We start from the raw sequence: 13,420 nt of genomic DNA, 5'->3' as shown, positions 1-13,420 counted from the left end.
AATGAAAACCAAAATGAAAGCGGTGGCACTAGCAAGCGTAATGGCGATGGGTTTAGCTGCGGCGACAACGGCACAAGCGCACCCTCGTTGGGTTCTTCCTTCTCATTTCACGGTATCAAAAGAAGGCGGTGATTGGCTGACGTTCGATGTAACCGCATCTCACGGGACGTTTGTTTTTGATAAACCAGCAGGCAGCGAGCAAGCATTCGTGATTATGCCCGATGGCCGTTCTGAGCGTCCTAACTTTGTTGTGCGTGGCAAACGCCGCTCGATGTTTGACTTCTATTTCGAAGAGGAAGGCACACACAAGGTCGCGATCAACAATCAACCTAGCTATTACACCCAGTATAAAGCAGGCCGTCGTGACACGGTTAAATGGGCAAAAGCGAGTAAAGCTGACCGTGCGAGCGTTATTCCGGAAAAAGCACGCGATGTGGTGACTCAGCTAAGCTACACCCGCGCAGAAAGCTACGTAACAGTGGGCATGCCAACAGAAAAAGCACTTGAGATTGAAGGTAAGTTGCTTGAGATGAAGCCGCTTACGCACCCATCAGACATCATTGAAGGTGAAGAAGTGATCTTCCAATTTTTCTTCAATGGGGAACCTCAACAAGGTGTGACTGCAGAAATTACTCGTGAAGGTACGCTTTACCGCAACCATCAAGAGCAAATCGACGTAGTGAGTGATAAAGACGGCAAAATTACATTCACGCCAGAAGTGGCGGGCCGTTACCTGATGAAAGCCAACTACAAAGGTGAGCTGAAAAATGACCCACTAGCAGACAAAGCCAGTGCGAATGTTCATCTGACTTTTGAAACGCAACTTAACTAATCAAAGCTTGGCTCAGTGAAATACTGAGCCATTTTGGATACACCATGAAAAACCTTTCAATTCTTAAAGTCTCAGCTATTTTTGCTGGTTTTATTTCCTATCAAGCAGCGGCGCATTTTCCATTGATGAGTTGCCATCTAGAGCAAGAAAAAGTGATCTGCGAAGCGGGCTACTCTGATGGTTCAACTGCAGTGGATTACGATGTTGAGATGTACGATTACGATGACAACTTGATTGCCAAAGTAACTACAGACAAGCGTTCGATTGCTGAATTTACTCATCCTCAAACGGACTTCTACCTTGTCTTCGATGCTGGTCATGAAAACCCAGTAGAAGTGGATGTGGTTGAGTTAAAAGAGAAATGATTACGCAGAAAGTTCGCCCAGATAATGGCAGTCGTGAAGGCAAATGGGTTGCTCTGACCATTGCTGGCATTCTCGCTATATCAACGCTTTTGCTGCCTTATCATCAAACCGAATCAGAGCACACTGAAGCACTCGCACATCAAGTATTGATTACCGATCTTGAACAAGAAGAACTTGCCATGATTGCTGAGCTCAAACTTGCTCATGAGGAAATCCGTGATCTTCATATTGATGAAGGTCAATGGCCAGAAATCAGTGAGCTGGAAGAGTTTTGGGTTGCTCCATTTGTTAAAGACCAAAGCTGGCAGCGTAAAGGCTCTCATCATTGGCAAAAGCTGGATACGGGTCTTTACATTGGTGTGAGACAAGGCGAGAAGGGCTCGGCTTCGATGCTCCTAGACAGTCGTCATGAGCAAGCCGATATTTGGCTCTCTACATCAGCGTCAGCGGAACAGTTGAGTCACCTTATCCAGCAAGAAGAGCGAAAGCAAAATGGCTGGTATCAGGTTGTCTTAATGCCTTCATCCACTGCTACGCATGCCCACTAAGTCGTTATGAACCATCAATATTGCGATCAACAAGTCATTACGTTCAATAAGTAACCATCAATATGATAACAACTATGAAGAAACGCGCCTTCTTACGTCGAATTCTAACGGCATGTACATTACTGGCCGTATCCACTTCAACCTTCGCAGAGAAGCTGAACATAGGTATTACCTTGCAGCCTTACTACAGCTATGTCAAAGCGGTGGTCGGAGACAAAGCGGAGATCATTCCTTTGGTCGATGCGGGCTTTAATCCTCATAACTACTTGCCGCAACCGAATGATCTTAAGCGTTTGAACCAAATGGATGTGATTGTCGTGAATGGGATTGGCCATGACGATTTTGCACTAAAAGTGATCCAAGCGGCTCAACGTGATGATCTAGTGGTGATAGAAGCAAACAAAGAAGTACCGCTATTACCAGCAATGGGGCAATCAGTCGGCAAAGGCGCGGTGAATCCACATACGTTTGTTGGCCTATCGACTACGATTCAAAAGGTTTACACCATTGCGAGTGAACTGAGTAAACTTGACCCAGAAAATGCCGCTTTTTACCGAAAAAATGCGCGAAAGTACGCAAAAGCGTTTCGCCTTCTAAAGCGTGATGCCATGTTGTCACTTGGTCAGTTAGATACGGCAGGCATGAAGGTTGCGACCACGCACAATGCTTACGGTTATATCTTGCAAGAGTTCGGTGTCGATGTTGCAGCGGTGATTGAACCAGCACACGGTGTTGAGCCAAGTGCTAGCCAACTTCAAGAAACCATCGAGAAGATTCGTCAATCCGGTATTGACGTGCTGTTTTACGAACTCAATATGCCTAACCGCTTTGTCGATACGATTGAAGAAGCGACAGGTGTACAGCTTTACCGTTTTTCTCATATGACCCATGGCGAGTACGAAGCCAATAAGGTTGAAGTTGAAATGCGTGAAAACGTCGCGACGCTTATTGAAGCGATGAAGTTCGTCGCAAGCAAACACGCGCAGGAGAAAGCGTGATGCCAGGCCCTTCTATTTCTCTTAACGGGGTAAGCCTGAAATATGGTGACAACCTCATTCTGCAAGGTATTCAAACCCAGTTCGAGGCGGGACAATGCCACGTCATTATGGGGCCTAACGGTGGTGGTAAGACGTCCCTGTTGCGTTCAGTCTTGGGCCTAACGCCTTTTACGGGGGATATCTCGGTAAATTGGCCAGATCTAAAGCAGACGCAACAAGCAGGACAAATTGGTTATGTGCCTCAAAAGGCTATGTTTGAAGCCAGTCTGCCACTGACTGTCATGGACTTTGTATTGCTGAATCAAACACGCGTTCCGCTGTTTTGGCGACGTAAGTCTAAGCAAACTCAACAAGCACTGGCTCAGTTAGAGCGTGTGGGGATGGCAGCGCGCAGTGACCGTCGCATGGGACAACTATCAGGTGGTGAACAACAGCGGGTGTTGTTTGCTCAAGCTTTACTGGACGACCCAAGTTTACTTGTCCTAGATGAGCCAACAACAGGCATGGATGAGCAAGGGGTTCGTTACCTAGAGGGTTTGATTCATGAAGTGGTCGCAGAAGGGAAGACGGTTCTTGCTGTACATCATGATGTAACGGCTGTGCGTCGTTTAGATGCCCAAGTTCATGTTGTGAATCGTCAGATAGTTGCGTCAGGACATCACTCTGAAGTGTTAAGCCCAGAGCGAATTGAGTCTCTGTTTAAGCACTACACCGCGAAAGTGGAGGCTGCGTAATGGATTGGTTAAGAGAACTGGCCCTGCATGGCGTTGAAGCGGGTTGGTTAAGCGACAGTTTTGCTTATGCGTTTATGGTTAACGCGATTGTCGCTGCGTTAATTTTGGGTCCTTTGTTGGGCGGTTTGGGCACGTTGGTGATTGCCAAGCGTTTGGCGTTCTTTTCTGAAGCCGTCGGTCACGCAGCTCTGACTGGTATTGCGATTGGTGTCCTGCTGGGCGAGCCACCAGAAAATCCATTTATTGGACTGTTTAGTTTCTGCATGATCTTCGCTTTATTGCTGCATTTCGTGCGAAATCGAACCAATGTTCCTTACGATACACTCGTCGGGGTATTCCTTGCGCTGGCTTTGGCAGTTGGTGCTGCCTTGCTGATGTATGTGGCACGGAAAATCAATATCCACATGTTAGAGAACGTTCTATTTGGCTCAATCCTGACGGTGACAGACAGAGATATTACGATTTTGGCGGTGAGTTGCTTGATCATTTTATTACTGCTGATCCCGACATTTAACCGCATTTTATTGACTTGCATCAGCCCAGATATTGCTCGTGTTCGAGGCTTTAATACCAGCTTCTATGATTACCTGTTCGTTATGATGATCACGCTTGTCACCATTGCGGCAGTGAAGATCATTGGTGCCGTGTTAGTGGGTGCGTTGCTACTTATCCCAGGGGCTACAGCACGTCTACTCACTAAGCGAATGGGGAGCTTTGTGTTGCTCTCATCCTTACTCGCAACCATCGCGTGCTTGGTGGGGACGGTCTTACCGATGGAGTTGGAACTTCCGGTGCCATCTGGCGCTTCGATCATTATCGTTTCTGCCATTTTCTTTTTAACCGCAACGATGTACCGCATCGTACGTAAAGCCTAGTCAGGTATCTAAATATGAATACGAAAAAGCTAATCATCGGGTTGGGCATAATAGCAGCGAGCGCATATACGCCACTTACTGTTGCTAAAGATATTCTCACCAGTACCCCTGTCACTTACATGCTGTCACAGCAGTTGATGCAAGGCACAGGCATTGAAACCAGTTACTTACCACCTAAGCGATATGGCATTGAGCGTTTAGTTAACTGGTTTGGGAGCAAGGGTCAGCAACAAGTGATTAAAGCGGGACAGGATGCAACAGTTGCGATCACGTTGGGGGCTATTTGGCATCAAGATCCTACCTTTGTTTACGCTCGTCAGGGTAACGTACGTTTGATTGAAATTGATGCTTCTCAGGCTATTTCGCCAAAGGCGCAAGGGGTTGCAGCGTTGAAACTAGAAAACGGTGAAACGTCTAAATTTGCGTGGATGAACCCGACGAACTTGATTCGGATGGCTGCCATCGTTGGTGAGGATCTGCAAAAAGTGTATCCTCAGTATCAAACTCAGATAGAGAAGAACCAACAAGCTCTAATGCTAGATGTGCGTGAACTGATCAATCAGCAACAAGACGTTATTTTCGAAAAAGAGATCGATTCGGTGGTATTGTTGGGTGAATCGTTAGAAGATTTCGCATCAGGTAATCAATTGTTTGTTGTTGACCGCCAATTTAAACCTGAATTGGAATGGTCCGAAGCAGAGAAACTATCTTTAAAAGCTCAATTTGAGGAAGATGAAACTCTGTGGCTGCTCACCAGCAAACGTCCGTCAAAAACGTTAATTTCATTGGTTTCACAGGATCGCATACTGCAAATTGATGTTATTGACCGATGGGGCAATAAAGGTATCAAAACTGAGAAGCCACTCGCACGCTGGCAGTTGTAACACGAAAAACACCACGAAATTTATGAAGGGAACTGAAAAGTTCCCTTTTTTTATGGGAGCTAGATCAAAAAACAATCACAAATACCACCTGTTGCATAAGAAAGTATTTGTTTCATTTATATTTCATTACTACCTTGTTACCTGTTCGTTGCGATTGATTAGTTTTATTTTGCTGTCGGGGCGAACCAATACAAACAACTATATGGATGTTAACAATGAAAATGAAAACTCTAGCCGTTGCAGTGGCGGCACTAGCATGTGGTTCTCAAGCTTTCGCAGCAGAAGTTTACAACAGCGATGGCACATCTCTTTCTATCGGCGGCCACGTTTCTGTGGGCGTTGGTGAGTACTTTGAAGAAGACGTTAAGGTTCATCAGGTGTCTCCACGTATCAACGTTGGTGGTAAGCACGACCTTGGTAATGGTGTAACTGTTGACGCTAAAGGCGAATGGTCTCTGAACTACCTTAATGGTGGTGACAACTCTTTCTCTACTCGTCTAGGTTACATCGGTGCTACTCATGATCAATACGGCCGTTTAGTTGTCGGTACGCAATGGTCTCCTTACTACGACGTAGCGGGTGTTGCAGATTTACCAATCGCGTTTGCCAACGACTTCTTATACGCTCCAGGTTACTACGAGCTAGGCTCTTCTCGTGCTGAGAAAATGGTAAGCTACCGCAAAGGTTTTGAGTTTGGTGAAGGTTTTGGCCTAAACCTTGGTTTAGGTTGGCAGGGTCAGAATGGTGACTTTGATGATCGTGGTCAAATCGCGCTAAGTACAGAGCTTGCTGGTTTCGGTCTAGGCTACGTATACAGTGGTGGTGATGTTAAGTTTGGCACTAAGTCAGAGTCAGCAACTTCTCACGTATTTTCTGCTAACTACGGTAAATATGGCTCAGGCCTATACGCGGCTCTAGTATACGGTATGAACGACTACTTCTACCTTGGTCTAGAAGAAACGACTCAGCTTGAAGGTCTATTAGCTTACGGTGTTAACGACTGGACATTCAGTGTTAACTACGAAGGCGTAGAAAACGATAAAGACAGCAAAACAATCACTAGCGAAACGGCTCTACAAGCTGAGTACGCTGTGACTCCATCTTTCTACACGTTTGCTGCTTACCAGTTTGACCTAGGTAACGACTACAACAAAGAAGAAAACGACTACTGGACTCTAGGTGCTCGTTACTACTTCTAATTAATAGGACAGTTTCTACTGCCTAAACACATTTATTGTGTTAACGCCTACTCGCGGTGAGTAGGCGTTTTTCTTTCTATTAAGTTAATCCGAGTCATATAACAAAGTGCCCAGATTGAACAATGCCCGCATAAAAGCTGGCATTGTTTTTGGTGGCTAATAGCGAATGACAACTAAAGCTTATTTGGTTTCCAACAGATCGAGGAAGAAAGCGTACTCAAGCGCGTCTTCTTTCAATCGTTTGAATCGACCAGAAGCACCGCCGTGGCCTGCTTCCATATCGGTTTTGAACAACAAGACGTTATCGTCTGTCTTCATTTCACGAAGTTTGGCTACCCACTTCATTGGCTCAAAGTATTGCACCTGTGAATCGTGCAAACCCGTTGTCACTAACATGTTCGGGTAGTTTTGAGCTTTCACATTATCGTACGGTGAGTAGCTCAGCATGTAGTCGTAGTAGGTTTTGTCATTTGGGTTACCCCATTCATCGTACTCGTTGGTGGTAAGAGGAATCGACTCATCCAGCATGGTTGTTACAACGTCGACAAAAGGCACATGCGCACCAATACCACGGTAAAGCTCTGGTGCTTGGTTGATGATTGCACCCATTAGCAGGCCACCTGCTGAGCCTCCAACAGCAAAGACTTTATCTTTGGCCCCGTAGCCTTCTTCAACCAGTCCTCTGGTTACATCGATAAAATCATTGAAGGTGTTTTGTTTAGTCAGTTTTTTGCCATCTTCATACCAAGGACGCCCTAGCATTTCCGAACCACGAATATGAGCGATGGCGTACACGAAACCGCGATCAAGTAGGCTCAGGCGGGTTGAACGGAAAGTTGGTTCAATAGTTGAACCGTATGAGCCGTAGCCGTATTGGTAGATTGGATTGGTGCCGTCTTTCTTAAATAGGTCTTTGCGGTAAACCAATGAGACTGGTACTTGCTTACCATCACGAGCAGTCACCATGATTCGCTCTGACTGGTAGTTATCAGCATCAAAGTCACCCAGTACTGGTGTTTGCTTCATGATTTCTGATTCACCTGTATTCAGGTCGAAATCATAGTAAGTACCCGGTGTTGTTAGGCTGCTGTAGTAGATACGAACTTTTGAGTTATCTAATTCGTAGTTGCCTGTCAGGTACGCCGCAAACGCGGTGTCATTAAATTCAAGCGGGAACTCTTTGCCCGTCGATAGTTGGCGAACCTTGACGGTGGATAAGCCGTTTGTGCGTTGCTCGTAAACAAGGTGGTCGTCGAACAAGTCGAAATCGACCAGCTGGGTGTTGTCGTCGGCAGGAATGACATCGACCCATTTAGAGCGGTCATGCATCTCTCCAGTTTTCACTTTCATTAAACGGAAGTTTACGGCTTGGTAGTTGGTGTAGATGTAGTACCAATCACCTAATTTAGCGATGCTGTACTCAATGCCAGTTTCTCTAGGGTAGAAAGCTTCGGCTTTGGCGTTCGGGTTGTTAGCATCAATCACAGATACGCCACTTGTCTCTGTGCTTGAGTGCCAAATGTAAACTTGCTCACCGTCTTTACTCTTACTCAAGAAGGTGTAGTAAGCGCTGTCGGTTTCTTCGTAGATTAGCTCATCGCTTGTTTGAGGTGTGCCCAAGACATGGCGGTAAACTTGATAACCCAACAGTGTTTGCGGGTCTTTCTTGATGTAGTAGAAGGCTTGGTTATCGTTTTGCCATGCGATTGCGCTTGAGGCGCCTTCAATTTCATCTTTTAGATATTCGCCCGTCGTGAGGTCTTTGATCTTGATAGTGTAAATACGGCGGCTCAGCGTATCTTCACCGTAAGCCAGCATGTTTTCATTTGGGCTCACGTATAGGCCGCCAATGCTAAAGAACTCATGCTCTTTTGCCAGCTCGTTAACATCTAGAATGACTTGCTTGTCTGTACCGGCAAAGTCTTTTGCACGCAGGTGTACTTCGTATTCGTTATCGCCCGTCACTTCATTTGAGTAGTAGTAACTGCCTTTACGAACTGGAACCGAATTGTCATCTTTCGCAATACGACCTTTGATCTCTTCAAACAGCTGTTCTTGCATTGCTTCGGTGTGTTTTAAAACGGTTTCTGCGTATTGATTCTCTTGCTCAAGGTGTTGCAAGATTTCTGGGTCTTGGCGCTCATCATCACGCATCCAGTAGTAATTATCGATTCGTGTATCACCATGAATATTCATTGCATGAGGGACTTTTTTAGCAACGGGTGCTTGGGTTTGTTGAGCAACGAGTTGCGATTGGGAGTAATGGTTCATGGTTGGTAATCCTTGATTGCTGCATCCGGCGACTAGCGCGACCGATACGGCCAACGTGGTTAAAGTGAAACGCATCTGTGTATCCTTATTGTGTACTCTTCTCGTGTTTTTTCGCCATTCATTTATCTTGCGAGTAAAAGTACGTTTGTGTTCTTCCAGTGAATGTATTTATATCGAATGGCAAACGAATAACTTCTGTATAAGCAACTGTTCTTTTTAGCAAAGATTGGATGGGATGTTAAATGCAATTGCTGGTGGATGAGAGCTAAAGGGTAAGATGCGTGTAACAAAAAAGGGACACACTTTGCAGCATGTCCCTTTTCTTTATCTTGGTGGGGATGAGAATCAGATTTTAGATCGCCAGTGGCATTTCGTTTGAATGGTCGTGCTTGCGATTAACCCAACGTAGACCAAGCATGGCGATGATCGACATTGCCATCATCAAACAACCAAGTGGCATTTGATCTTGTGCTGGGAAGAACGAAGCCAATAACGTCGCGATACCCGCACCTAGGTTCTGCATGCCACCTAAAATCGCACCGCCAGTACCTGCATGGTATGGAAATGGTGAAAGTGCACCGGTTGTTGCCGCTGGGAACAAAATGCCAGCGCCCAAGAAGTAAATGGTTGCACCGCCAATCAGAGTCAACGCCGTTGTGAGACCAAACAGACCAGGAATTAACACGACAGCAGAGCCAACTAAGATCGCCACTAGACCAACGTTCAGAGCACGGCGTTCAGAGCGACGTTGTGCAATGTAACTTGATAAACCTGCACCGACCAAGTAACCCGGAATCGGTAAGACAAACAATAAGCTTACGGTGGTTGCTGGTAAACCAAGTACGCCACCTAGTAGTACACCCGCTGCTGCTTCAAATACTGCCACGCCTGCGAACGTTGCCACCAATACCAGCAAGAAACCTTGGAAGCGTTTGTCTGACAGTACGAACTTGTAGCTCTTCGCCACAGATTCATGTTTGCGACGCTCTTTCGGCAACGTTTCCATCATGCTTGTCATCATGGTGATCACTACTGCGATACCAAACAGTGCAAGGAATAAGTAGCTAGAACGCCAGCCGAAAGCTTCAGTTAGGTAACCGCCTAGTACAGGGGCTATCAATGGCGAGAAAATTACACACATGCTGATCAAGCTGTTTGCACGGTGCAGTTCTGCGCCTTCAAAACAGTCACGAGTCAGTGTGCGAGACATCGCACCGCCACAACCGATACCCAAACCTTGGATAAAGCTACCTGCTAGGAACCATTCGTACTCATGAGCAAATAGCGCCACCAAAGTACCAAGAATGTAGATGATCAAACCCGCAATGATGATTGGCTTACGACCAAGGCGATCAGACAGCGTGCCGTATACAAACTGCGATAGACCGTAAGGGATCAGGTAACACGCCATCACAGCTTGAAGTGAAGACGCTGACACCAAGAACTCACCCGCCATATGACCGATAGAAGGCACGTACATCGTTTGAGTCATTTGACCTACGGCAGTCAGAATTGCGATTAAAAAGGTAAGTTTCGCTAATGGAAACGAGGCGGACATTTGCGTATCTCTCCAGAAATTTTAGACGTAAAAAGCCTTAGCGCTCCATATAGGAGAGCCAAATAAACAAAGTGATTAGGGAATCTAGGCGCGAGATATTAGAGCTTGAGTGCTGACTTAGCAATCAAAAAATGTGAAGTTGAGCAAGATAAAAATCTATGATTTGAATTAGAAAATCTAATCTATTTTTGTTGGGGGTTGAAAACGAAAAAGGGAGCCGAAGCTCCCTTTGAAATCTTGCGTTTTTTTAGAACAACTTTCGTTATTCGCGACCTGAAGCGTAGGCGTAAAGCAACTCAAGTGCGATAGTCGCGCCAGCCAAGGCCGTCACATCGCTGTGGTCGTAAGGAGGAGAGACTTCCACCACGTCCATACCTACGATGTTCATGCCAGCGAAACCGCGAATGATCTTCAGAATTTTATCTGAGTTCAGACCGCCACAAACGGGTGTACCTGTACCTGGTGCAAACGCAGGATCCAGACAGTCGATGTCAAAAGTGACATACACAGGCTTATCCGCAACCGTGCGACGAATCTCTGCCAGAATCTCTTCTACCGACATGTCGTTCGCTTGCATCGCGTTGATCACATTGAAGCCGTGATCTTGTTGGTCATATTCAGTACGAATACCAATCTGAACTGAGTTCTTCGCAGAAATCAGACCTTCTTTTGGTGCATGGTAGAACATAGTACCGTGGTCGTAAGAACTACCGTTTGCGTATGTGTCAGTGTGCGCATCGAAGTGAATCAGTGCCATTTGACCATGGTGTTTTGCGTAAGCGCGTAGGATTGGTAGCGTGATGAAGTGATCACCACCTAAGCCTAGCATTGTCTTACCGCTCTTTAGTATCTCACTTGTTGCCGCTTCTAGGCGGTAAGTGAAATCTTCAGCATCACCACAATCGAACACAAGATCACCCGCGTCGATCACTTTCAATTTATCAAATACGTTGAATTCCCAAGGGAACTTCTTGCCTTCCCAAGCAAGGTTTACTGACGCACGGCGGATCGCATCTGGACCCATACGCGCACCAGGACGACCAGAAGTCGCCATGTCCAGAGGAACCCCGAGCACCACAACGTCTGCGTCTACCGATACTGGGTTTTTGACGTACGGTCGACGTAGAAACGACATAGAGTTGGAGTAAAGCGAATAATCGGTTTTAGTAAACAAATCATTCATATCAGAAGTCCTCTAAATAGGTGTAGCCTGCCAAACCTTGTTCTAGTTCAGCTAGGATTTGTTCTTGTTCACTGGCTTCAACACGTGCTGAAACCAATTGTTTGTAATTATCACGAATCGCATCTACGTCGATATGAACGTAGCGCATCATGTCTTCTACGCTATCACCTTCGTTGATGTAGCTGATCTCAAACTGACCTTCTTCATCAACATTGACTACTGCACTGTGGGTATCACCAAATAGGTTGTGCATGTCACCAAGGATCTCTTGGTATGCGCCTACTAGGAAGAAGCCCATTAGGTACGGTTTGTCTTTGCTCCATGCTGGTACTGGTAGTGTGCTCTCGATACCTTGGCCATCAACGTAATGGTCAATCACACCATCGGAGTCACAAGTGATGTCCAACATCACCGCACGACGCTCTTCCACATCACCAAGACCAGAAAGAGGCAGAACAGGGAATACCTGATCAATACCCCATGCATCTGGCAGGGATTGGAAAAGAGAGAAGTTCACGAAGAACTTGTCCGCAAGACGTTCGCTCAACTCATCCAAAATAGGACGGTGGAAACGGTTCTTGGTACTCATTTGACGACTTAGCTCGAAGTAAATGCGTAGCGACAGTTGCTCTGCCCATGCACGTTGTTCAAGGTTCAGTACGCCAGTAGCGAATTGTGAGTGAACCTCAGCCAAATCGCTTTGGGTATCGTTGTAAATTTCAATTAATGCACGCGCATCCGTACCATCTTGCAGGTTCTCCCAGTTTCGCCACATGTTTTGTAGCAAGAATGGAGCATCTACCGCTGGCTCGAATACTTCTTCTGGTTGGTACGTTTCTGTGCCAATAACGTTAGAAATCAACACCGCGTGGTGTGCCGTTAGAGAACGACCCGATTCAGAGATGATCACTGGCATCGGTTGTTCGTACTGCTGACACACATCACCTACCGTATTCACGATGTTGCGTGCGTATTCTGCAAGGCCGTAGTTCATCGAGTTCGAAGATTGGCTACGTGTGCCGTCGTAGTCTACTGCTAAACCGCCGCCAACATCGAAGTAATCAATGTTTGCACCCATGGCACGTAATTCACAGTAGAAACGTGCCGATTCGTTTACACCATTACGCACGTCACGGATGTTTGCCATCTGTGAGCCAAGGTGGAAGTGAACCAACTGCATGGTGTCCAGCTGGTCTTCGCGTTTTAGACGATCAATCACGCTCAATACTTGAGATGCCGATAGACCGAACTTCGATTTCTCACCGCCGCTTGCTTGCCATTTACCCGCACCTTGAGATGCAAGGCGGATACGCAAGCCAAGACGTGGTGTTACGCCCAAGCTTTTTGCTTCTTCAAGTACTAGATCAAGCTCAGATAGCTTCTCTAGTACGATAAATACTTTGTGACCTAGCTTTTCACCGATCAGTGCAAGACGCACGTATTCACGGTCTTTGTAGCCATTACACACGATCACGGAGCTGCCCTGTTGAGCCAATGCCAATACGGCTAATAGCTCTGGCTTACTGCCTGCTTCAAGACCCAGTTGTTTGTTTTCTAGCTGTGCTTGACTCGCTAAGATCTCATCAACCACTTCACGCTGTTGGTTTACTTTAATTGGGTATACCAGCAGGTATTTATTTGGATATTGGTACTCTTCAATTGCTTGGTTGAAAGCTTGGCAAATGCCATGCACGCGTTGGTGCACGATTTGCGGGAAGCGCACTAATACAGGCAGGTTCAGCTGCTTAGCTTCTAGCTCATTAACAATCGCACTGAAAGGGATTTGGTGTGCACGGTCACTACGAGGAGATACGTATACCTCGCCTTGGTCATCAATTCCGTAGAAGCCTTGGCTCCAGTAGTGAACGTTGTAGTCCGCGCGGATGCGGTCTAATTTAGTTGCTTTTTCCAACTCGATTCTCACAAAAATGTATTTAAGCCCTCATAGGAAGTAGAGGAGAAAATACAAAAAA

Annotated in this window: 12 protein-coding genes; 8 read left to right on the top strand and 4 right to left on the bottom strand. The window is 46.2% G+C overall.

From position 1 onward, the window contains the following. The first annotated feature begins 1 nt into the window (after position 1). From GXP65_RS19965 to GXP65_RS19930, 8 genes are all read left to right on the top strand, one after another. On the top strand, positions 2 to 832 hold the full coding sequence (locus tag GXP65_RS19965; RefSeq protein WP_045396778.1) for a DUF4198 domain-containing protein: 831 nt from the start codon (positions 2 to 4) through the stop codon (positions 830 to 832). A 44-nt stretch (positions 833 to 876) separates the two neighbouring features. Then, complete coding sequence (locus GXP65_RS19960; protein ID WP_077202118.1) at positions 877 to 1,197, top strand: hypothetical protein; 321 nt, start codon at positions 877 to 879, stop codon at positions 1,195 to 1,197. Next, positions 1,194 to 1,745, top strand: coding sequence for a hypothetical protein (locus tag GXP65_RS19955; protein ID WP_162093554.1), 552 nt, complete (start codon positions 1,194 to 1,196; stop codon positions 1,743 to 1,745). Before GXP65_RS19960 ends, GXP65_RS19955 begins: the two co-directional genes overlap by 4 nt. 74 nt (positions 1,746 to 1,819) lie before the next feature. Further along, positions 1,820 to 2,743 (top strand): zinc ABC transporter substrate-binding protein, encoded by a 924-nt coding sequence (locus GXP65_RS19950; RefSeq protein WP_182052551.1) that lies wholly within the window; start codon positions 1,820 to 1,822, stop codon positions 2,741 to 2,743. Continuing rightward, entirely contained in the window at positions 2,743 to 3,477 is a 735-nt protein-coding gene (locus tag GXP65_RS19945; protein WP_162093559.1) for a metal ABC transporter ATP-binding protein, read from the top strand. Before GXP65_RS19950 ends, GXP65_RS19945 begins: the two co-directional genes overlap by 1 nt. Continuing rightward, the gene (locus tag GXP65_RS19940; protein WP_005432612.1) at positions 3,477 to 4,352 is read left to right on the top strand and encodes a metal ABC transporter permease; all 876 of its coding nucleotides are present in this window, start codon (positions 3,477 to 3,479) and stop codon (positions 4,350 to 4,352) included. The genes GXP65_RS19945 and GXP65_RS19940 overlap by 1 nt, the downstream gene beginning before the upstream one ends. Positions 4,353 to 4,366: 14 nt before the next feature. Continuing rightward, positions 4,367 to 5,236, top strand: coding sequence for an ABC transporter substrate-binding protein (locus tag GXP65_RS19935; RefSeq protein ID WP_162093552.1), 870 nt, complete (start codon positions 4,367 to 4,369; stop codon positions 5,234 to 5,236). A 215-nt stretch (positions 5,237 to 5,451) separates the two neighbouring features. After that, entirely contained in the window at positions 5,452 to 6,435 is a 984-nt protein-coding gene (locus GXP65_RS19930) for a porin (protein WP_038890588.1), read from the top strand. 180 nt (positions 6,436 to 6,615) lie between these two features. Here GXP65_RS19930 and GXP65_RS19925 read toward each other — a convergent pair whose 3' ends face one another. The 4 genes from GXP65_RS19925 to speA all read right to left on the bottom strand — a co-directional run bounded on the left by GXP65_RS19925 (position 6,616) and on the right by speA (position 13,359). Continuing rightward, complete coding sequence (locus tag GXP65_RS19925) at positions 6,616 to 8,781, bottom strand: S9 family peptidase (RefSeq protein WP_162093551.1); 2,166 nt, start codon at positions 8,779 to 8,781, stop codon at positions 6,616 to 6,618. Between the two features lie 277 nt (positions 8,782 to 9,058). Continuing rightward, positions 9,059 to 10,264, bottom strand: a complete 1,206-nt coding sequence (gene emrD / locus GXP65_RS19920) for a multidrug efflux MFS transporter EmrD (RefSeq protein ID WP_009705122.1) — start codon at positions 10,262 to 10,264, stop codon at positions 9,059 to 9,061. Positions 10,265 to 10,526: 262 nt separating this feature from the next. Further along, entirely contained in the window at positions 10,527 to 11,447 is a 921-nt protein-coding gene (gene speB / locus GXP65_RS19915) for an agmatinase (RefSeq protein ID WP_162093550.1), read from the bottom strand. A 1-nt stretch (position 11,448) separates the two neighbouring features. Next, a complete protein-coding gene (speA, locus tag GXP65_RS19910) occupies positions 11,449 to 13,359 on the bottom strand; it encodes an arginine decarboxylase (protein ID WP_038890686.1) in 1,911 nt (636 codons plus the stop codon). Positions 13,360 to 13,420: the final 61 nt, after the last annotated feature.

The sequence above is a fragment of the Vibrio sp. LB10LO1 genome, from assembly GCF_010092875.1.
Taxonomy (GTDB): domain Bacteria; phylum Pseudomonadota; class Gammaproteobacteria; order Enterobacterales; family Vibrionaceae; genus Vibrio; species Vibrio campbellii.
This window is presented reverse-complemented; position numbering and strand designations above follow the sequence as displayed.

What these genes read in the sequence shown, in the direction of transcription:
- GXP65_RS19950 (WP_182052551.1), top strand. Translation starts at nt 1,820, where the DNA reads ATGAAGAAACGCGCCTTCTTACGTCGAATTCTAACGGCATGTACATTA.
- GXP65_RS19955 (WP_162093554.1), top strand. Translation starts at nt 1,194, where the DNA reads ATGATTACGCAGAAAGTTCGCCCAGATAATGGCAGTCGTGAAGGCAAA.
- speB (WP_162093550.1), bottom strand. Translation starts at nt 11,447, where the DNA reads ATGAATGATTTGTTTACTAAAACCGATTATTCGCTTTACTCCAACTCT.
- GXP65_RS19960 (WP_077202118.1), top strand. Translation starts at nt 877, where the DNA reads ATGAAAAACCTTTCAATTCTTAAAGTCTCAGCTATTTTTGCTGGTTTT.
- GXP65_RS19930 (WP_038890588.1), top strand. Translation starts at nt 5,452, where the DNA reads ATGAAAATGAAAACTCTAGCCGTTGCAGTGGCGGCACTAGCATGTGGT.
- GXP65_RS19925 (WP_162093551.1), bottom strand. Translation starts at nt 8,781, where the DNA reads ATGCGTTTCACTTTAACCACGTTGGCCGTATCGGTCGCGCTAGTCGCC.
- GXP65_RS19945 (WP_162093559.1), top strand. Translation starts at nt 2,743, where the DNA reads ATGCCAGGCCCTTCTATTTCTCTTAACGGGGTAAGCCTGAAATATGGT.
- GXP65_RS19935 (WP_162093552.1), top strand. Translation starts at nt 4,367, where the DNA reads ATGAATACGAAAAAGCTAATCATCGGGTTGGGCATAATAGCAGCGAGC.
- emrD (WP_009705122.1), bottom strand. Translation starts at nt 10,264, where the DNA reads ATGTCCGCCTCGTTTCCATTAGCGAAACTTACCTTTTTAATCGCAATT.
- GXP65_RS19940 (WP_005432612.1), top strand. Translation starts at nt 3,477, where the DNA reads ATGGATTGGTTAAGAGAACTGGCCCTGCATGGCGTTGAAGCGGGTTGG.
- GXP65_RS19965 (WP_045396778.1), top strand. Translation starts at nt 2, where the DNA reads ATGAAAACCAAAATGAAAGCGGTGGCACTAGCAAGCGTAATGGCGATG.